Source organism: Pseudomonas sp. ARP3 (genome assembly GCF_001029595.1).
Lineage (GTDB): Bacteria > Pseudomonadota > Gammaproteobacteria > Pseudomonadales > Pseudomonadaceae > Aquipseudomonas > Aquipseudomonas rhodesiae.
The window spans coordinates 138,141-157,474 of sequence record NZ_LEKF01000005.1; the positions used below are offsets into that span (position 1 = coordinate 138,141).

22 protein-coding genes and 1 other RNA gene are annotated in these 19,334 nt (G+C 61.0%); 12 read left to right on the forward strand and 11 right to left on the reverse strand.

Annotated features, from left to right (window positions below; genetic code table 11):
* Positions 1 to 149: 149 nt before the first annotated feature.
* Positions 150 to 1,517: an inorganic triphosphatase gene (locus ABX75_RS08270; protein ID WP_047881744.1), complete on the forward strand. Its 1,368-nt coding sequence runs from the start codon at positions 150 to 152 to the stop codon at positions 1,515 to 1,517.
* Positions 1,518 to 1,601: 84 nt separating this feature from the next.
* On the opposite strand, the gene ABX75_RS08275 is transcribed toward ABX75_RS08270, so the two are convergent.
* Positions 1,602 to 2,072 (reverse strand): Lrp/AsnC family transcriptional regulator, encoded by a 471-nt coding sequence (locus tag ABX75_RS08275; protein WP_047881745.1) that lies wholly within the window; start codon positions 2,070 to 2,072, stop codon positions 1,602 to 1,604.
* A 126-nt stretch (positions 2,073 to 2,198) separates the two neighbouring features.
* On the opposite strand from ABX75_RS08275, the gene ABX75_RS08280 reads away from it, so the two are divergent.
* The 6 genes from ABX75_RS08280 to ABX75_RS08305 all read left to right on the forward strand — a co-directional run bounded on the left by ABX75_RS08280 (position 2,199) and on the right by ABX75_RS08305 (position 7,443).
* Positions 2,199 to 2,537, forward strand: a complete 339-nt coding sequence (locus tag ABX75_RS08280; protein ID WP_047881746.1) for a hypothetical protein — start codon at positions 2,199 to 2,201, stop codon at positions 2,535 to 2,537.
* 83 nt (positions 2,538 to 2,620) lie between these two features.
* Positions 2,621 to 4,285 (forward strand): GspE/PulE family protein, encoded by a 1,665-nt coding sequence (locus tag ABX75_RS08285; protein ID WP_047881747.1) that lies wholly within the window; start codon positions 2,621 to 2,623, stop codon positions 4,283 to 4,285.
* A 91-nt stretch (positions 4,286 to 4,376) separates the two neighbouring features.
* The gene (locus ABX75_RS08290) at positions 4,377 to 5,297 is read left to right on the forward strand and encodes an SPFH domain-containing protein (RefSeq protein WP_010207363.1); all 921 of its coding nucleotides are present in this window, start codon (positions 4,377 to 4,379) and stop codon (positions 5,295 to 5,297) included.
* A gap of 10 nt (positions 5,298 to 5,307) precedes the next feature.
* Positions 5,308 to 5,754: an NfeD family protein gene (locus ABX75_RS08295; protein WP_034101373.1), complete on the forward strand. Its 447-nt coding sequence runs from the start codon at positions 5,308 to 5,310 to the stop codon at positions 5,752 to 5,754.
* A 69-nt stretch (positions 5,755 to 5,823) separates the two neighbouring features.
* Positions 5,824 to 6,138: a DUF2388 domain-containing protein gene (locus tag ABX75_RS08300; RefSeq protein ID WP_003176799.1), complete on the forward strand. Its 315-nt coding sequence runs from the start codon at positions 5,824 to 5,826 to the stop codon at positions 6,136 to 6,138.
* Positions 6,139 to 6,300: 162 nt separating this feature from the next.
* The gene (locus ABX75_RS08305; protein ID WP_034101374.1) at positions 6,301 to 7,443 is read left to right on the forward strand and encodes a DegT/DnrJ/EryC1/StrS aminotransferase family protein; all 1,143 of its coding nucleotides are present in this window, start codon (positions 6,301 to 6,303) and stop codon (positions 7,441 to 7,443) included.
* A 54-nt stretch (positions 7,444 to 7,497) separates the two neighbouring features.
* On the opposite strand, the gene gcvH is transcribed toward ABX75_RS08305, so the two are convergent.
* From gcvH to ABX75_RS08350, 9 genes are all read right to left on the reverse strand, one after another.
* On the reverse strand, positions 7,498 to 7,881 hold the full coding sequence (gene gcvH / locus ABX75_RS08310) for a glycine cleavage system protein GcvH (RefSeq protein ID WP_034101375.1): 384 nt from the start codon (positions 7,879 to 7,881) through the stop codon (positions 7,498 to 7,500).
* A 51-nt stretch (positions 7,882 to 7,932) separates the two neighbouring features.
* Positions 7,933 to 9,015, reverse strand: a complete 1,083-nt coding sequence (gene gcvT / locus ABX75_RS08315; protein ID WP_047881748.1) for a glycine cleavage system aminomethyltransferase GcvT — start codon at positions 9,013 to 9,015, stop codon at positions 7,933 to 7,935.
* A 156-nt stretch (positions 9,016 to 9,171) separates the two neighbouring features.
* Positions 9,172 to 10,788: an iron ABC transporter permease gene (locus ABX75_RS08320; RefSeq protein WP_047881749.1), complete on the reverse strand. Its 1,617-nt coding sequence runs from the start codon at positions 10,786 to 10,788 to the stop codon at positions 9,172 to 9,174.
* Between the two features lie 164 nt (positions 10,789 to 10,952).
* The gene (locus ABX75_RS08325) at positions 10,953 to 11,957 is read right to left on the reverse strand and encodes an extracellular solute-binding protein (protein WP_034115417.1); all 1,005 of its coding nucleotides are present in this window, start codon (positions 11,955 to 11,957) and stop codon (positions 10,953 to 10,955) included.
* Between the two features lie 105 nt (positions 11,958 to 12,062).
* A complete protein-coding gene (locus ABX75_RS08330; protein ID WP_167389870.1) occupies positions 12,063 to 13,280 on the reverse strand; it encodes a 2-octaprenyl-3-methyl-6-methoxy-1,4-benzoquinol hydroxylase in 1,218 nt (405 codons plus the stop codon).
* A 9-nt stretch (positions 13,281 to 13,289) separates the two neighbouring features.
* Positions 13,290 to 13,775: a DUF4442 domain-containing protein gene (locus ABX75_RS08335; protein WP_034101380.1), complete on the reverse strand. Its 486-nt coding sequence runs from the start codon at positions 13,773 to 13,775 to the stop codon at positions 13,290 to 13,292.
* Entirely contained in the window at positions 13,768 to 14,955 is a 1,188-nt protein-coding gene (gene ubiH / locus ABX75_RS08340; protein WP_047881750.1) for a 2-octaprenyl-6-methoxyphenyl hydroxylase, read from the reverse strand. Before ubiH ends, ABX75_RS08335 begins: the two co-directional genes overlap by 8 nt.
* Positions 14,952 to 16,274 (reverse strand): Xaa-Pro aminopeptidase, encoded by a 1,323-nt coding sequence (pepP, locus tag ABX75_RS08345; RefSeq protein ID WP_047881751.1) that lies wholly within the window; start codon positions 16,272 to 16,274, stop codon positions 14,952 to 14,954. The genes ubiH and pepP overlap by 4 nt, the downstream gene beginning before the upstream one ends.
* 20 nt (positions 16,275 to 16,294) lie before the next feature.
* Positions 16,295 to 16,852 (reverse strand): YecA family protein, encoded by a 558-nt coding sequence (locus tag ABX75_RS08350; RefSeq protein WP_034101383.1) that lies wholly within the window; start codon positions 16,850 to 16,852, stop codon positions 16,295 to 16,297.
* A gap of 137 nt (positions 16,853 to 16,989) precedes the next feature.
* Between ABX75_RS08350 and ABX75_RS08355 the strand changes: the two genes are divergently transcribed.
* The 4 genes from ABX75_RS08355 to ABX75_RS08365 all read left to right on the forward strand — a co-directional run bounded on the left by ABX75_RS08355 (position 16,990) and on the right by ABX75_RS08365 (position 18,411).
* Positions 16,990 to 17,199, forward strand: a complete 210-nt coding sequence (locus ABX75_RS08355) for a TIGR02449 family protein (RefSeq protein ID WP_034101384.1) — start codon at positions 16,990 to 16,992, stop codon at positions 17,197 to 17,199.
* Entirely contained in the window at positions 17,196 to 17,513 is a 318-nt protein-coding gene (locus tag ABX75_RS08360; protein ID WP_034101385.1) for a cell division protein ZapA, read from the forward strand. The genes ABX75_RS08355 and ABX75_RS08360 overlap by 4 nt, the downstream gene beginning before the upstream one ends.
* 31 nt (positions 17,514 to 17,544) lie before the next feature.
* A non-coding RNA gene (ssrS, locus tag ABX75_RS28330) (6S RNA) lies at positions 17,545 to 17,723 on the forward strand.
* Between the two features lie 58 nt (positions 17,724 to 17,781).
* Positions 17,782 to 18,411, forward strand: coding sequence for a 5-formyltetrahydrofolate cyclo-ligase (locus ABX75_RS08365; RefSeq protein ID WP_034101386.1), 630 nt, complete (start codon positions 17,782 to 17,784; stop codon positions 18,409 to 18,411).
* Between the two features lie 7 nt (positions 18,412 to 18,418).
* Here ABX75_RS08365 and ABX75_RS29350 read toward each other — a convergent pair whose 3' ends face one another.
* Positions 18,419 to 18,565: a hypothetical protein gene (locus ABX75_RS29350; protein WP_099312898.1), complete on the reverse strand. Its 147-nt coding sequence runs from the start codon at positions 18,563 to 18,565 to the stop codon at positions 18,419 to 18,421.
* 195 nt (positions 18,566 to 18,760) lie between these two features.
* On the opposite strand from ABX75_RS29350, the gene ABX75_RS08370 reads away from it, so the two are divergent.
* A complete protein-coding gene (locus ABX75_RS08370) occupies positions 18,761 to 19,210 on the forward strand; it encodes an EVE domain-containing protein (RefSeq protein ID WP_034101387.1) in 450 nt (149 codons plus the stop codon).
* Positions 19,211 to 19,334: the final 124 nt, after the last annotated feature.

The following is a 19,334-nucleotide window of genomic DNA, read 5'->3' on the forward strand; positions in this document are numbered from 1 at the left end:
CCCCACTTCCCGGATGAACCTCACTATAGAGGCATCTGCACGACACAATAAACCGTTGCGGCGCGTTGCCGGGCTCAGTCCTGTACACTGCACGACCTTGGCAGCCACTCTTTTCCCCGGCTGCGCTCCCGATCCTGGATTTTCCGGCCATGCAGAAAGAAACCGAAATCAAGCTCCGCGTCAGCCGCGAAACACTCGCCGCGCTGCGTGAGCACCCGTTACTGAAAAAACGCAACAAAAGTGGCTGGGAACGCCGTGAGTTGATGAACCAGTATTTCGACACCCCCGAGCGCGACCTGGCCCAGGCCAAGGTTGCCCTGCGCCTGCGCAAGGACGGTGACGACATCATTCAAACCCTCAAGACCCGTGGCCAGAGCGTCGCCGGCTTGTCGGAACGCAACGAGTACAACTGGGACTTGCCCAAAGCCAAGCTCGACGTGAAGAAACTCGACGGCGAGTGCTGGCCCGAGCAACTGGCCGAGCTGGACAAAAAAAACCTCAAGCCGATTTTTACCACCGACTTCGTGCGTGAACGCGCCGAAATCGCCTGGGGCCGCGGCAAGGCCAAGGTAGTGATCGAAGCCGCTCTGGACCTGGGCCATGTAGTGGCCGGCAAACAGAAAGAAGAAATCTGCGAGCTGGAACTGGAACTGCGCGAAGGCGAGCCGGCCGCCCTGCTGGAACTGGCCGCCGAACTGGCCGCCACCCTGGCGCTGATGCCATGCGATATCAGCAAGGCCGAGCGCGGCTACCGCCTGTATGACGCCAGCAGTTACTCCCTGAGCCTGCCGGCGCCACAGCTACACGCCGAAATGCCGCTGGACGATGCTTTCGCCGCCCTGATGTGGCACCTGCTCGGCAGCAGCCAGCGCCTGGCTGAACAATACCGTTTCAACGGCCACTGGCGCCTGCTGCAGGACTGGGTCGATAACCTCGGCGAACTGCGCGCTCTGGTCGGCAGCCTCGGCCAGGCCGCGCCCCGCCAGTCCACCAGCGAACTGCGCACTGCGCTGGACGCGCTGCTGGAAGACTGGCGCCCACTGGTGCAGGCCGGTGACGATGATGAAGACATCCGTAAAGCCGCACCGGAACAATTCGCCGAAGAATTGGAAGACGTGCGCTGGGGCCTGTTCTCACTCAACACGTCGCGCTGGTTGATGGCCCGCACTTGGACCGCCGACCGCAACGTGCGTGGCAACCGCCAGGGCGCCGCGCAAATCGCCAACTGGTTGCCGCGCCTGCTGGCCGACGACGCCGTCGCCTTGCAACTGCCACGCTACCAGCAGCAGCCGGAAGACTTGGCCGAGCAACTGCCACGTATCGAACGCATTCAGGCCTGGCTACACCACGCCCGCCATGTGCTGGACATTCCGGAACTGGATCGTCTCTACGGCGAGCTGAACAAGTTGGCGCTACTGGCCAACCAGCCGATCACCGATGAGTCGCTGGATGCGCGGATGCACCAGGCGATTGCGGTGTATCAGAACCGTGCGTGGAAGACCCTGCTGCGTCTGTAACATTGCAATCGGCCGCCAGCCCTCCCACATTTGAAATGCATTCCAAGTGTGGGAGGGGGCTCGCCCCCGATAAGGTCCACCCGGTCAGCGCAATACTGGCAGGCTGGTGGTCGACTTGATTTCAGACAGCGCCACAATCGAATTGACCTCCTGAATCCCCGGCACCATCGACAGCTTCTCGAAGAAAAACCGTTCGTACGCCTCGATGTCCGACGTCACGATGCGCAGCAGGAAATCCACTGCCCCCATCAGCACGTAACACTCCAGCACTTCCGGAAACCCGCGAATCGCCTCGGTGAACTCGGTGAAGTTGGAACGGCCGTGGGCGTTGAGTTTGACCTCGGCGAATATCTGCGTGTTAAGGCCGATTTTCCTGCGATCCAGCAATGTCACCTGGCCGCGTATCACCCCTTCCTCCTTGAGCCGTTGAATCCTGCGCCAACAGGGCGACTGGGACAGGCCGACCTGCTCAGCGATCTGCGCGCTGGACAGCGACGCATCTTCTTGAAGCAAGGCCAGGATGCGGCGATCGTAGGCGTCCAACTCACTGTGCATAAAAATACCTTCTTTGGACCGTATATTGGATTGAACACGTTTATATGTCCGTACTTACGCCAATATTAGATAAGAAATCTCCGGGGATGGATGTAAAAATTCCTCCACTTAATCTGGAGAGTCAGCATGCACGCCGTCGAAACCACTCCGCCTGTCACCCGCGTCGATGCCTGGGCCGTCAACACCGCACACTGTCAGGCCCATTACCAAATCGTCGCCGAAGCCGAGCCCGATGTGCTGTGCCGCGTGCTCAACTATTTCGCCCTGCAATTTCTTACGCCTCGGCAGGTCTCGGTGAATCGAGACGTAGACGTACTGAATATCCAAATTGTGCTCGATGGTCTGAGCTGGCATCGGGCCCAGGTGATCGGCGAAAAGATTCGAAACCTGATCAGCGTATGTTCTCTGGACGTGTGGACGCCCGATGCACTGGGGGCCGGCGTCCAGATGGCGGTCGCCAGGTAAAAACCTGCAACACAGGTTGACGTGGAGAACGTCGGAGGCTGACTAGCCTGGGGAAACATCCAAGGCCATCCGGAAACCTCTTCATGCCTGCTGATCGTCGTTTGGAACTGCACCCGTTGCTGCCACCCTTGGTGGAATATGGGCTGATTACGCCCGACATCGCGCACCGCTTATCGGCGCTGCCAGCCGATACGACCCGCCACCCACTGGAGCGCATCGCGGAGCTGGGGCCATGCCTGGAACGCCTCACTCAGTGGCTTGCCGAGCAGGCCGGGCAAGTCTATCTACGCATCGACCCGCTGAAGATCGACGTCGCGACGGTGGTGCCGCTGATGTCCCATGCGTTCGCCCAACGCCACGGCATCCTCGCGGTGGCGGTGGACGCGCAAACCGTCACCGTTGCCAGTGCGCAGCCCTATGTGACCTGCTGGGAGGCCGGCCTGGCGCAGGTGCTCAAGCGTTCGATCACGCGCGTGGTGGCCAACCCGCAGGATATTCAACGCTGCATCGGCGAATTCTATCGACTGGCACAATCGGTCAACGGTGCTGAGCAGAAGGTCACCGCGCCAGGCCATCCGGACCTGCTCAACCTTGGGGGCAGCGATCAGGAGCCGGACGCTAACGATGCACACATTGTCCATATCGTCGATTGGCTGCTGCAGTACGCCTTTGCCCAGCGGGCCAGTGATATCCATATCGAACCCTGCCGGGATCAGGGTCGCGTGCGCTTTCGCATTGACGGACTGCTGCACGATGTCTATCAATTCCCATCCCAGGTTACGGTGGCTGTGGTCAGCCGCCTCAAGAGCCTGGGCCGCATGAACGTGGCGGAGAAACGTAAACCCCAGGACGGTCGGGTGAAGACCAAAAGCCCGGCGGGTACTGAAATCGAGTTGCGCCTGTCGACCCTACCCACGGCCTTCGGCGAAAAACTGGTGATGCGGATTTTCGACCCTCAGGTCCTGCTCAAGAGTTTTGACCAGTTGGGTTTGTCGGATGACGACCGGCACCGCTGGAATGCCATGACGCGCCAGACCAACGGCATCATCCTGGTCACCGGGCCTACCGGCTCAGGCAAAACCAGCACGCTCTACACCACGCTCAAACAGCTCGCGACCCGTGAGGTCAATCTGTGCACCGTGGAAGACCCGATCGAGATGGTCGAGCCGGCGTTCAATCAGATGCAGGTGCAACACAATATCGACCTGACCTTTGCCAGCGGCATCCGCGCTCTACTGCGCCAGGACCCGGACATCATCATGATCGGCGAGATTCGCGACCAGGAAACCGCAGAAATGGCTATCCAGGCCGCGCTGACCGGGCATCTCGTGCTGTCCACCCTGCACACCAACGACGCGCCCAGCGCCATCAGTCGGCTTCAGGAACTGGGTATTGCTCATTATTTGATCAAGGCTACCTTGTTGGGGGTGATGGCGCAGCGCTTGGTACGGGTGCTATGTCCTTATTGCAAGCGTATGGGAGATGACGGCCATGAAGCGGTGGGATGTGCGGAGTGCCGTCACAGCGGTTACCGGGGAAGAGCCGGTGTTTACGAAATCATGATATTGGACGAGTCGCTCAAAGCGCTGATTACCCCGGGCGCCGATGTTCAAGCCCTGCGTCAGGCGGCGATGGCGCACGGGATGTGCAGCTTGCGCATGGCGGGCATGCAGAAGGTCAGGACGGGGCAGACCACCTTGGCTGAAGTGCTGCGGGTCACCCCCTCAGATTCAGTAACAAATCCCTAGATTACGGCGCGGGCAGATCGTTCTTATCGCAGACAACACCATTACAATCAGCAAACGTTGCGTCACTGACATCATCAGATAGGGAATCGTCATGCAAATCGGAACCGTACTGCTGCTCTTTGTAGGATTGGCCATCGCCATTCTGTTCATGGGCTTCAAAGTCGTGCCCCAGGGTTACCAATGGACGGTCGAGCGCTTTGGCCGCTATACGAACACGCTCAAGCCAGGCCTGAATATCATCATCCCGGTCATGGACCGTATCGGTCGCAAGATCAACGTAATGGAAAGCGTGCTGGATATCCCGCCGCAAGAAGTCATCACTGCCGATAACGCCACCGTGCAGATCGATGCCGTGTGTTTCTTCCAGGTGGTCAATACCGCTCAGGCTGCCTACGAGGTCAACAACCTCGAACACGCCATTCGGAATCTGCTGCAAACCAATATCCGAACCGTACTCGGCTCGATGGAACTGGATGCCATGCTGAGCCAGCGCGATGGCATCAATGAAAAACTGCTGAAAACCGTGGACGAAGCCACCGCGCCCTGGGGCATCAAGATCACACGTATCGAAATCAAAGACATCAGCCCCCCGGCCGACCTGATGGCAGCCATGTCCGGCCAGATGAAAGCCGAGCGGATCAAGCGTGCGCAAATCCTTGAAGCTGAAGGGCTGCGGGCCTCGGCGATCCTCACCGCAGAGGGCAAAAAGCAGGCCCAGATTCTGGAGGCCGAAGGTAGCCGGCAAGCGGCGTTCCTCGAATCCGAAGCCCGCGAACGCCAGGCCGAGGCTGAAGCACGGGCGACCCAAGTGGTGTCGGAAGCCATCGCCTCGGGCAACGTGCAGGCGGTCAACTACTTCGTCGCGCAAAAGTATATCGACGCCCTGGGCAAGCTGGCCTCGGCCAACAACAGCAAGGTCATCCTGATGCCGCTTGAAGCCAGCCAGGTGATCGGTGCGGTCGGTGGCATCGGCGAGATCGTCAAGGCAACGTTCGATAACAAGAAGGGCTGAGGCCATCGCCATGTGGGATTTCCTGCTGCACCTGTCGTTTTGGGATTGGCTGGCCTTGGGCACAGTGCTGTTGATTCTTGAGGTCTTCGGCGCCGGTGGTTACCTGCTATGGATGGGTATCGCAGCGGCAGCCGTGGGCGTGATCAAGTTTCTGGTTCCGCCCCTCGCGCTGGAATGGCAACTGCTGTTGTTTGCCGTGCTGTCGATATTGACGGCGGTGTACTGGTGGAAACGTCAGCGCAGCAGCGCCAAGGTCAGTGACCAACCGGGGCTGAATGAACGCGGCTCAGAGTTGATCGGCCGCACATTCGTGGTGCACCAGGCGATTGTGGATGGAAGAGGTAAGGTGAAGGTCGGCGACGGTGTGTGGATGGTCAGCGGCCCCGACTGCCCGGTAGGCGCTCAAGTACGCGTGATTGCCCAGGAAGGCGTGGTGTTGAAGGTTGAAACTGTTTAGTCAATGACGGAACTCGATTGGGCTAACCACGATCCAAACGTACAGATCACCCACCCGGAGTCACCCATCATGCGTCTCAAATATGCTGTCGCAACCCTCGCTGTGCTTTCCCTTCCTGTCGGTTCAGCCATGGCCGACAGTTTCTGGCGCAATGTCATCTCCTCCGGTGCCACCACCGGCTCGACCTACCTGACATTCAAAGACCACAAACTGGTGGTCGCCGCTCAAGACGACGCCGGCAGCTTCGTAGCCAGCGACGGTGGTATCCGTGGCCCGTACCTGGAGGCCGCAATGCAGAAAGTCCGCGCCGACAACCCAGGCTTGCAAGCCACGGACATGGAGTTGGCCAACGCCATCCTCGCGAAAAACGCTGTCACTGAGTGATAGCTTCTCGCTGAAAAATGCCGCTTTTGAAGCGGCATTTTTTTGCCCGGAAGGCGACGATTCATTCACAGGCGACAGGCTATATTCAGTCGAACCGTGCAACCATGCCGGTGCGCACACGCCTCACCACCATCGCCAATCAGAACGGATGCCGTCATCGTCATGAGCCAACAGCCTTTCCTGCCGTTTTCCAAACCCACCATCGATGAAGCCACCATTTCGGCAGTAGGCGACGTATTGCGCTCGAGCTGGATCACCAGCGGGCCGAAGGTGCAGGCGTTCGAGGCGCAACTTTCGGAATATTTTGGCGGCCGTCCGGTGCGCACGTTTAACTCAGGCACCTGCACCATGGAGATTGCCTTGCGCATCGCGGGCATCGGGCCGGGCGATGAAGTCATCACCACACCGATCTCCTGGGTAGCCACCGCCAACGTCATTCTGGAAGTTGGCGCCACACCGGTATTCGCCGATATCGACCCTGTTACCCGTAATATCGACCTGGCCCAAGTGGAAGCCGCGATCACGCCACGCACCAAGGCAATCATTCCTGTCTATCTGGCCGGCTTGCCGCTGGACATGCCGATGCTCTATGCACTGGCCAATAAGTACAACCTGCGTATCGTCGAAGATGCCGCCCAGGCGCTGGGCTCCACCTGGGACGGCGAGCGCATCGGCGCCACTGGGGATTTCGTGTCGTTCAGTTTCCAGGCAAACAAGAACATCACCTGCTCCGAGGGCGGCTGCCTGGTGCTGAACAATGCCGATGAGGCGCGGCTGGCCGAAAAGTACCGCCTGCAGGGCGTGACCCGTACCGGCTTCGACGGTCTGGATGTGGATGTGCTGGGCGGCAAGTTCAATATGACTGACATTGCCGCCGCCATTGGGCAGGGACAATTCGCTCATATCGAGCAGATCACTGCCCATCGCCAGAATCTTGCGCGTCACTACTTCAACTGTTTTGGCAGTGACTTCGAAGAAAAGTACGGGGCGCAACTGCCGCCGGCCGACTTCGAAAACAGCAACTGGCACCTGTTCCAACTCGTGCTGCCGGAACGCCAGGACGGTTTGCCCGCCCGCGCTACATTTATGGAGCGGATGCAGGCCCACGGTGTTGGCATTGGCTATCACTACCCGCCGATCCACCTGCTGAGCCTGTATCGGGCGCAGGGTTTCAAGGAAGGCATGTTCCCGGTGGCGGAAAAGGTCGGGCGTTTGATCGTGTCGTTGCCGATGTTCACGGCGATGACGGAGGCGGATGTGGAGCGCTCGGTGGCGGCGGTAAAGGCCGTCTTGACGGCGAGCTGAACACTCACGGCTCAATGTGGGAAGGAACTGGCGCCCTCCCACATGAGACGTGCGTTATTCGCCGATGGAAGCTTTGTAGCCGGCGGCATCCAGCAGCTTGTCCAACTCAGCCGGATTGCTTGGCTTGAGCTTGAAGATCCATGCCGCGTACGGGTCGGAGTTCAGCAGTTCAGGGCTACCGCTCAATTCCTCATTGACGGCAGTCACTTCACCTGCGATCGGGGCGTAGATATCCGAAGCCGCTTTCACCGACTCAACCACCCCAGCCTGGCCACCGGCCGCGAACGTGGCGCCCACCTCAGCCAACTCAACAAACACCACATCCCCCAACGCTTCCTGGGCGTGATCGGAAATACCGACGGTCACCGTGCCGTCAGCTTCCAAACGGGCCCATTCATGACTCTCGGCAAAACGCAGGTCGGCTGGGATATTGCTCATTGTCTGTGTCCTCAAGAAGAAATGTCAGCGGCCATTGGCCCGCCGGAATAGTTAGATCAAGGTTTTGCCATGACGTACAAAGGTCGGTTTGACCACTCGAACCGGGTACCACTTGCCGCGGATTTCCACTTCGGCCCGGTCGGCGGTTGCCTTCGGTACACGCGCCAGGGCAATGGATTTGCTCAGCGTAGGAGAGAAACTACCACTGGTGATCTCCCCTTCGCCAACATTGGCGATACGAACCACCTGATGAGCGCGTAAAACCCCACGTTCTTCCAGCACCAACCCCACCAATTTGAACTGCACACCCGCCGCCTGCTCTGCTTCCAGCGCGGCGCGACCGATGAAATTGCGCTCGGCCGGCTCCCAGGCGATGCTCCAAGCCATATTGGCTGCCAGCGGCGAAACGTCTTGGTGGATGTCCTGGCCATAGAGGTTCATACCGGCCTCAAGGCGCAACGTGTCACGAGCGCCCAGGCCGATGGGCGAGATGCCGGCCCCAACCAGATCGTTGAAAAAACCCGGTGCCTGATCGGCAGGCAGCACAATTTCCAGGCCGTCTTCGCCGGTGTAACCCGTGCGGGCGATAAACCAATCGCCATCGGCCTGGCCTTCGAAAGGCTTGAGTTGATGAATCAAGGCGCCACGCGACTGAGTGACCAGCTCGGCAATTTTATGCCGGGCTTGGGGGCCTTGGATTGCGAGCATCGCCAGTTCCGGCCGTTCACGCAGTTGCGCTTGGTACTCGCCCAGTTGCACCTGCATCCAGGCCATGTCCTGGTCACGGGTGGCGGCGTTGACCACCAGCCGGTAACCGGTTTCGGTGCGGTACACGATCATATCGTCCACCACACCGCCCCGCTCGTTGAGCATGGCGCTGTACAACGCATGGCCGCAGCCATGCAAACGACCGACATCATTGGCCAGCAGGTGCTGGAGCCATTCCTTGGCCTGGGGGCCTGTGACATCGATCACGGTCATATGAGATACATCGAACACCCCGCAGTCGCGTCGCACCTGATGGTGCTCTTCAACTTGCGAGCCGTAGTGCAAAGGCATATCCCAACCGCCAAAATCGACCATTTTCGCGCCGAGGGCGAGATGCAGGTCATACAGAGGCGTACGCTGTCCCATGGGTTTCTCCTTCCGGGCTTGGCGAAGGTGCGCAGCGTTGCCAAACGCGCTGGAAGCCTTGAACGACAAGGTCTGCAGTCACGCTAAGCGCGCCGATCCGAAGGATGGACCGCACCGAATGCCGCGCATTGTAGCCGCAAGCCGTAGGACTGGCACCTAACCGATTTGCCGAGCTGAACGACGGATCAGCCCGATGACCGGCAGCAACCCCACTAACACCAGCGTCAATGCCGGCAGAGAGGCCCGCGCCCACTCGCCCTCGCTGGTCATTTCAAACACGCGTACCGCCAGCGTGTCCCAGCCGAACGGGCGCATCAGCAGGGTGGCGGGCATTTCCTTGAGCACATCGACAAACACCAACAACGCCGCGCTCAAGGCGCCGGGAAGCAACAGCGGCAGATACACTTTGCAAAACAGTCGCGGACCACTCACACCCAGGCTGCGCGCAGCCTCCGGCAATGACGGACGGATTCGCGCCAGGCTGTTTTCCAGTGGCCCGAACGCAACCGCCAGGAAGCGCACCAGATACGCCAGCACCAACGCAGCGAGGCTACCGAGCAGCAACGGTCTGCCCGCACCGCCCAGCCAGCCAGACAGCGGCACCACCAGTTCGCGGTCCAGATAGCTGAAGGCCAACATGATCGACACCGCCAGCACCGACCCCGGCAAGGCATAGCCCACATTGGCCAGGCTGATCCCGGAACGAATCGCCCGAGTCGGCGACAGACGATTGGCGAAGGCCAGCACCAAGGCCACGCTCACAGTAATCAGCGCCGCGATACCGCCGAGATACAGGGTGTGGACGATCAAGCCGGCGTAGCGCTCATCCAGGTCGAATCGGCCGCGTTGCCAGAACCAAGCCACAAGCTGCAGCAACGGAATCACGAAGGCGCACGCAAAGACCAGCCCGCACCAGGTACTCGCCGCCGCCGCTTTGAACCCTCGCAGGTGATACAGCGCCTTGCTCCGCGGCCGTTCATTGCTGGGGCGGCTGGCGCCTCGCGCGCGGCGCTCGCCGTAGAGCACCAGCATAACCACCAGCAGCAACAAGCTAGCCAGCTGGGCTGCGCTGGACAGGCTGAAAAATCCGTACCACGTCTTGTAGATGGCGGTGGTGAACGTATCGAAGTTGAACACCGAGACGGCGCCAAAATCCGCCAGGGTCTCCATCAGCGCCAGGGCCACACCCGCCCCGATGGCCGGTCGCGCCATGGGCAGCGCCACACGCCAGAACGCCTGCCAGGGCGATTGCCTCAGCACCCGCGCGGCTTCCATCAAGCCCTTGCCCTGGGCCAGGAACGCGGTGCGTGCCAATAGGTAGACATAGGGATAGAACACCAGCACCAACACGATGATTACGCCACTGGTGGAACGCACCCGGGGCAGGCGCAGGCCCGTACCGAACCACTCACGCAGCAGCGTCTGCACCGGACCCGAAAAGTCCAGCAAGCCGACAAAGACAAAAGCCAGCACATAAGCCGGAATGGCGAAAGGCAACATCAATGCCCAGTCGAGCCAGCGCCGTCCGGGAAATTCGCAGAGACTGGTCAGCCAGGCCAGGCTGACCCCCAGCAGCGTCACGCCCACGCCCACACCCAGCACCAGCGTGAGGGTATTGCCCAGCAGGCGTGGCATCTGGGTATCCCAGAGGTGAGACCAGATTTGCGCATCGATGCTTTGCCAGGACAACACCAGCACGCTCAGCGGCAGCAGCACCAGGGCGGCGACGGTGAAGACCGGCAGGTACCAGCGGCGTTGGGCGGGGTGGGCCAAAGGGGGGCTCTCGGTAATGAATATCTTGAAATCACCGCAACCCAATGTGGGAGGGGGCTTGCCCCCGATGGCAGCGGATCAGTCACTGATCAGTAGACTGACACTCTGACATCGGGGGCAAGCCCCCTCCCACAGTTAGATCTGCGGCGTCCTACAAATTGTACTTAGTTCCAGCCGGCGCGATCCATCAACCGAATGGCTTCTGCCTGACGTTTACCGGCGACTTCCACCGGCAGGGTATCCGCAACGAACTTACCCCAGGTCGCCACTTCGGCCGACGGCGGCACTGCCGGGTTGGCCGGGAACTCCTGGTTCACGTCGGCGAAGATCTTCTGTGCTTCAGGGGTGGTCATCCACTCCACCAGGGCCTTGGCGGCGTCCGGATGTGGCGCGTACTTGGTCAGGCCGATGCCAGACAGGTTCACATGCACGCCTCGGTCGCCCTGGTTGGGCCAGAACAGTTTTACCGGCAGGTCAGGCTTCTGTTTGTGCAGACGGCCGTAGTAGTAGGTGTTGACGATGCCTACATCGCACTGGCCCGCATTGATGGCCTCCAACACGGCGATGTCATCGGAGAACACGTCGGTAGACAGGTTATTGACCCAGCCCTTGATGATTTCTTCGGTCTTGGCCGCGCCATGGGTTTCGATCAGGGTCGCGGTCAGGGACTGGTTGTAGACCTTTTTCGCCGTGCGCAGGCACAGGCGGCCTTCCCACTGCTTGTCTGCCAGGGCTTCGTACGTGGTCAGATCACTGGGTTTAACCCGGTCGGTGGAGTACGCGATGGTCCGCGCGCGCAGGCTCAAGCCGGTCCAGGAATGGGCCGATGAGCGGTATTGAAGGGGAATGTTCTTGTCGATCACCGGGGAGGTGAACGGTTGCAGGATGCCCATTTGCTCGGCTTGCCAGAGGTTGCCGGCGTCGACGGTGAGCAACAGGTCAGCGGTGGCGTTTTCACCCTCGGCCTTGATGCGCTGCATCAGCGGGGCTTCCTTGTCGGTGATGAACTTCACCTTCACGCCGGTCTTTTGGGTATAGGCGTCGAACACCGGCTTGATCAGTTCGTCGATGCGCGAGGAGTAGACCACCACCTCATCAGCGGCCTGCGCGGCGCAGGTGCCGACGAGCGTAAGTGCCAGGGCAGTCAGGAGGCGCTTGGGTACCAGCATAGGGGCGGTCTCTCATTTGCAAATAGAGGGCAAATGATAAGGACTCACATTTGGTACCTCAATCAATCGCTCGGTGGAGGCGTTACCAGATGTTGCACGACCCGTTCAGGGCCTGGCCAACTCCGGCAAGTCCCCGCTCAAGCCCAGGGCCTGACGCACGAACAGCGCTTTGGCTTCCGGCATCTGGTCGACCATTTTCAAGCCCGCATTGCGCAACCAGCGCAGCGGCAGTTGGTCGGCCTGGAACAACCGCTCGAACCCCTCCATCGAGGCCATCAGCGCCAGGTTATGCGGCATGCGGCGCCGCTCGTAGCGGCTCAGCACTTTCACATCCGCCAGGCGCTCACCGCGCTCAGTGGCCGCCAGCAGCACTTCGGCCAGCACCGCCGCGTCGAGAAACCCCAGGTTCACGCCCTGCCCTGCCAGCGGATGGATGACGTGGGCGGCATCGCCGATCAGCGCCAGGCCTTCAGCCACGTAGCGTTTGGCATGGCGCTGGCGCAATGGCACGCACACCCGCGGGTCGGCGCTCACCACGCTGCCCAGGCGGCCTTCGAAGGCGCGCTCCAGTTCACGGCAGAAGCTGTCTTCATCCAATGCCATCAAGCGCTCGGCCTCAGTCGGCGTGGTCGACCAGACAATCGAGCACCAATCCTGCTGGCCGTCACGCTCCAGCGGCAAAAACGCCAGGGGGCCGGTATCGGTAAAGCGCTGCCAGGCCGTGCGCTGGTGCGGCTGACTGCTGCGCACGCTGGTGACGATGGCGTGATGCAGGTAATCCCACTCACGGGTCGCGGTGCCGGTGAGGCGGCGCACGGCGGAGTTTGCTCCGTCGGCAGCCACCACCAGCGGCGCCCGCAGCGTGCGGCCATCGGCCAGGGTCAGCAGCCATTCATCGCCGGAACGCCGCATCTGCTCAAGTCGTGCATTGGCCAAAAGCCCGAGGTCGCAGTCGTGCAGGCGGTCGAGCAAGGCGTCCTGAACCACGCGGTTCTCGACGATATGCCCGAGCACCTCGGCGTGCACGCTGGCCGCCGAAAAGTGGATCTGCCCCGTGCCGCTGCCGTCCCACACCTGCATCTGGCCATAGGGGCTGGCGCGGCGCGAGGCGATGCCGTCCCACGCGCCCAGGCGTTCGAGGATGCGCTGGCTGGCGGCCGACAACGCGCTCACACGGGGTTCGAAGGCCGCGTCGCGGTCGAATGGCTTGACACTCAGCGGGCTGCCATCAAGCAGCAGCACCTGTAGCCCGCTGCCTTGCAACGCCAGCGCCAGGGCGCTTCCGACCATTCCGGCCCCGACAATCAGCACATCTGCGCGCATGTCCATGCTTTAAGCCTGTCTCGCTGGCGGCTTGCGCCGCACGTAAAGGGTTTTGTCGACTCGCGCCACCAGGGTGCCGGAGCCGTCATGAATCTGGACCTTGAGGTGGGGCAAGTATTTCTCGCCCCCTTCGGTCTGGCGACGCACCTCGTCGAGCAAGGTGTCGTCGATAAAAAACTCGGCATACACCGGGCCTTTACCCGGCGAGATGAAATCGATGCTGGCCGCTTTGTCCCAGACGATGTAATCGCGCCCCAGGTTCTCCATGAGCATCAGCATGTAGAACGGGTCGACCATCGAATACAGGCTGCCGCCGAATTGCGTTCCCACATAATTGCGGTTGTACCACCCCAGGCCCATGCGCACTTTGACATGCCGAAAATCGGCGCTCATGTGCTGCACGCTAATGCCCGCGCCCAGGTACGGCGGGTAAAGGGTCATGACCCAGCGCAACAGGCGCGCCTTGCCCAGGCGCTCGATCAGCCATTTACGCATCGGGGCGCGTACCCAGGCCCATGGCCTGACGGGCGAACCAGCGCTTGGCCGGCGGTAGAAGATCCAGGCCCAGCAGGCCCACATTGCGACCCAGCGCCACCAAGGGTTGCGCGCTGCCGAACAAGCGCGTGACCTGGTCGGAGAAGCCCACGGTAAGCTTCTGATCCATACGTTGGCGGTCACGATAGGCTTGCAGGGTCGCCAGATCGCCTGGCACGGCCGGCCCAGCCAGCAGCGCTTCGGCTAAAGCATGGGCGTCACGCAGGGACAGGTTGAAACCCTGCCCGGCAATCGGGTGCAGGCTGTGGGCGGCGTTGCCGATGATGGCCAGGTGCGAGCGCACTTGCTCTTCGGCTTCCACCAACGTCAGCGGATACAGATGACGCGCGCCAACCTGCTTGAGCGTGCCCAGGCGATAACCGAACACGCCCTGCAACTCGCTGAGGAAACTGCGCTCGTCAAGGTCGGCCAGGCGCTGGGCGTCCATGCCGACACGCGTCCACACCAGCGCGCAGCGGTTGTCGGGCAACGGCAGCAAAGCCATCGGACCATCATCGGTGAAGCGCTCGAAGGCTTCGCCGTTATGGGCTTCGCTAGGGGTGATATTGGCGATCAGCGCACTTTGGTTGTAGGGCCGGGTTTTCACGCCGACGCCCAGTTGCTCGCGCAAACCGGAACGGCCGCCATCGGCCAACACGGCCAAGTCGCACTCCAGCTCGGTTTCATCGTCGAGGGTCAGGCGATAGCCATCGGGCAGCGGCACCATGCGGGTGACTTGCGCGGGGCAGCGCCAGCTCACCACGTCGCTGTACAGGCCTTGCCACAGGCACTGGCCCAGCCAGGCGTTTTCCACCACATAGCCCAAGGCCGGCACGCCCTCTTCCATGGCGGACAGGCGCGCGGTGGAAAAACGCCCACGGTCCGACACATGAATCTGCTTGATCGGCTCGGCGCGGCGGGCGATGGCCTGCCACAGGCCCAGGCGCTGGTAGATCTGCCGAGCGCCAAACGACAGCGCCGAGGAGCGCGCGTCGTAGCTGGGCTGGTAACTGTCGCCGGGGGCGAACGGTTCGATCAGCACGATCTTCCAACCGCGCGCCTTGGCCCCGGCCTGCAACGCCAGCGCCAGGCTGGCGCCCACCAGGCCGCCGCCGATAATCGCCAGGTTGACCCGGCTCATCGGGCGGCCGCCATCAATGCTTCGATATCGTCGACGGTCTTGGGCACGCCGCCGGTCAGGATTTCACAGCCTTGCTTGGTCACCACCACGTCGTCCTCAATGCGCACGCCAATGCCACGCCATTTCTTTGCCACGTTCTGGTTGTCCGGCGAAATATAAATCCCCGGTTCCACCGTCAGCGCCATGCCGACTTCCAGCACGCGCCACTCACCGCCCACTTTGTACTCGCCCACATCGTGCACATCCATGCCCAGCCAATGGCCGGCGCGGTGCATATAGAAAGCTTTGTACGCTTCGCTGGCGATCAATTCGTCGACATCGCCTTGCAACAACCCCAGTTTCACCAGCCCGGCGGTGATCACCTGCACGGTGGCCTCATGGGCCTGGTTCCAATGCTTGTTGGGGGCGATCTGCGCAAACGCGGCCTCCTGGGAGGCCAGCACGATTTCATAGATCGCCTTCTGCTCCGGCGAAAACCGGCCATTGACCGGCCAGGTGCGGGTGATATCGCTGGCGTAGCAGTCGATTTCACAACCGGCGTCGATCAACACCAGATCGCCGTCCTTGAGCAGTGCGTCATTCTGCTGGTAGTGCAGGATGCAGCTGTTGCGACCAGCGGCGACGATAGACCCATAGGCCGGCATCTTTGCACCGCCCTTGCGGAACTCGTAGTCCAGCTCGGCTTCCAGGCTGAACTCGTACAAACCGGCGCGGCTGGCCTGCATCGCTCGCACATGGGCGGCGCAGGAAATCCGTGCAGCTTCGCGCATCACCTTCAGTTCCGCCGCCGATTTATACAGGCGCATGTCGTGGAGCAAATGATCCAGGGCAACGAATTCGTTCGGGGGCTGGGCACCCAGGTGGGCCTTGGAGCGGATCACGTTGATCCACTCCATCAAATGCCGGTCGAATTCGGCATTGCTGCCCATGGCCGAGTACACGCGGTCGCGGCCCTCAATGAGGCCCGGCAGGATGTCGTCGATATCGGTGATGGGGAAGGCGTCGTCGGCGCCAAAGTCACGGACCGCGCCTTCAGTACCGGCGCGCAGGCCGTCCCACAGTTCGCGTTCGGCATTGCGCTCGCGGCAGAACAGCACGTACTCGCCATGTTGACGACCGGGCATCAGCACAATGACTGCTTCAGGTTCGGGGAAACCGCTCAGGTATTGGAAGTCGCTGTCCTGGCGGTAAACATGCTCCACATCGCGATTGCGGATAGCTACAGCGGCGGCTGGCAGGATCGCGATGCTGTTGGGTTCCATCTGCGCCATGAGCGCCTTGCGGCGTCGGGTGTATTCCGCTTTGGGGATATGGATCATGGGCAGATGGGCTTCCTTTCTCAGTGCAGCGACGGCTTGGGCGCGGCAGGTTCAGCGGATTTCTTGGTCTCGGTGAACAGCAGCAGCGGCGCGACGCGCAAGTATTCCATGACTTCCATGTAATCGCTTTCGCCGTCCTCGGACTCTTCCAGGGCGTCTTGCACCTGAGAGATGGCGGCCAGGTCCTGCAACACTTCCTTGGCATCGGTACTCAGCTCCAGGCCGCCGGCGTTCACGCCGAAACCGTGGAGGAAGCCCTGGCACCATTGGCCCAGCGCTGCGGCGCGGTCGGCCAGCGGTGCGTCGTCAGTCGGCAGCAGCAGGACCACGGTGATGTCATCACCGGTCAGTTCGCCCTTGACCATTTCCTGCAGGCCGACCAGCGCATTGCGCACGTTATCTTCGGGCTCCTTTTCCAACAGTTCGGCCACATCGGCCAACCAGTTGTCGGGGTCGAAGCCGACACCGGTGCAGCTGCGGCCCAACAGCACGCCGTGCAGTTCGGCCGGGGAGCAAGGGTGGCCGCTGGCGTTCAGCAGAGCGGAGAAAGCGTCGTATGGGGAATTCTTAATGGGCATGATGAGCTAGGCGCCAGGCGGCGCGATGTCTAGAATGAAGCGCTGTATCCTAGCACCGGCAGACGCACCCGACTATCAAGGGCGTCAGATCGTTTATCCTGCAGTTGCCATTCATCAGACAAATCCAGTGGAACCCAATGGAAGACACCGACCTGCAAGCGCTGATGGCCAGACTCGAGCTGCTAATTACTCGGGTCGAGCAACTTAAGAGTCAAAACAGACTCCTATTAGCTCAGGAAAAGACCTGGCGCGAGGAACGCGCTCACCTCATTGAAAAAAACGAAATCGCCCGGCGTAAGGTCGAATCGATGATTTCGCGCCTGAAGGCCCTGGAGCAAGACTCATGAGTTCAAGCAATAGCGTCACCGTGCAGATCCTGGATAAAGAGTATTCGATCATCTGCCCCCAGGAAGAGCGCAACAACCTGGTGAGCGCCGCCCGCTACCTGGATGGCAAGATGCGTGAAATCCGCAGCAGCGGCAAAGTCATCGGCGCCGACCGCATCGCTGTGATGGCTGCGCTGAACATTACCCATGACTTGTTGCACAAGCAGGAACGCCCGGACGTACAGGCCAGCGGCTCGACGCGCGAGCAAGTGCGTGACCTGCTGGAACGCGTGGATCTGGCGCTTGCCAGCGACTCGGATGCACCCAAGGGCTGATTGCCGCGTCTGTTTAAGGTATACTCGCCCTCACTCCCTGGCGTGTTTGCCAGTCGGCGATGTCCCTGAGCCGATTCGCACTACCCTGGAAGTTGCACGTTGGGCTGGTGTGCATGTCCGCTAGACGGAAAGCCTTAAAGCCTACTGCTTCTTCCACCTTGAACTTTCGGGTTCAAGGGCTAAGTCGACAGCGGCTCTGTCGGGGAGCCTGAATTCCCAAACTCAATGCCAGTCCCAGGACTGGCATTGTTTTATGAGCCGAAAAGCCATGACCGAAACTGCGCCGCTTTCCCGTCCGCAACTTCGACGCCTGTTGCGCAAGGCCCGCCGCGCCCTCACGCCGAGCGAGCAACGCCAGGCCGCTCAGGGCCTGTACCGGCAGCTGGCACAGCACCCGCTGTTTCGCCGAGCCAAACATATCTCCCTTTACCTGCCCACCGACGGTGAAATCGATCCGAGCCTGCTGCTGCGCGCTGCCCAGCGCCGGGGCAAAGCCACGTATCTGCCGGTGCTTAGCGCTTGGCCACGCACGAAGATGGTATTCCAGCGTGTGCGCCCCGGGGAAAAGCTGCTGCCCAATCGCTTTCGCATCCTGGAGCCACGGGTGAATATCCGCCGGCAACGCAAGGTGTGGGCGCTGGACCTGGTGCTGATGCCGCTGGTGGGATTCGACGATGAAGGTGGCCGCCTGGGCATGGGCGGGGGCTTCTATGACCGCAGCCTGGCGTACCTCGCACGCCGCCAGCGCTGGCGCAAGCCGACGTTGCTGGGCCTGGCCCATGAATGTCAGAAAGTCGATCGATTGGCACAGGCAAGTTGGGATGTGCCGATGGCTGGCACGGTGACGAATAAGCAATGGTATATCGCAGAAGCGTCGCTGGAATCAGCGACGCCTTGAAGCCGTATTAACGCTTGTACTGTTGCTGCACTGGTGACAATTCAACTGGGGCATCGGCCTTGTTCGACCAAAGACTTTGCGCATACCCGGTGGTCACGACGCCCAGACCAAACAAAATAACCAATATCCATAGTAAATCCGGTTTACGTTGCATCGATTGCCCCCCTTCAGGCACCTCGTACACGATGACAACAACGTTCCAAAGTAGCCCGTTGCAGCTGAGTCAAGCTTAAAATCCCGGCATTTTGCGTTAACGTGAACCAACACGCAAACCTTGACGCCAACCGACTGTCGGTTTGTGCGGCAATTGCCCGACAACTTGCCCAATGCCTGTTTGAGGAGCCTAAAAATGGCCTATTGGCTGATGAAATCCGAGCCCGACGAACTGTCCATCAAGGGCCTGGAAAAACTCGGAAAAGCCCGCTGGGATGGCGTGCGTAACTACCAGGCACGTAACTTTCTGCGCGCCATGGCGGTGGGTGACGAATTCTTCTTTTACCATTCCAGCTGCCCCGAACCGGGCATCGCCGGCATCGGCAAAATCATTGAGGCGGCCTACCCGGACCCAACCGCACTGGAGCCCGACAGCCATTACTTCGACGCCAAGGCCAGCCCGGAGAAAAACCCGTGGAGCGCGATCACGGTCGCCCATGTCCAGACCTTCCCCAAGGTGCTGGGCCTGGGTTACCTGAAACAGCAGGCGGCACTCGCCGAACTGCCCCTGGTGCAAAAAGGCAGCCGCCTCTCGGTCATGCCGGTGACCGCCGAGCAATGGGCCGCCGTACTGGCACTGCGCTAGGCGGCAGAACCCTACAGTCACGCTCGCGACGCATGCGCTTGGGCCGCAATCGCGCTAGGCTTGCGCTTCATTTGACCGGTATCAACGCCCACAGCGGCAATACCGTCAAACTAGGACGCTAACG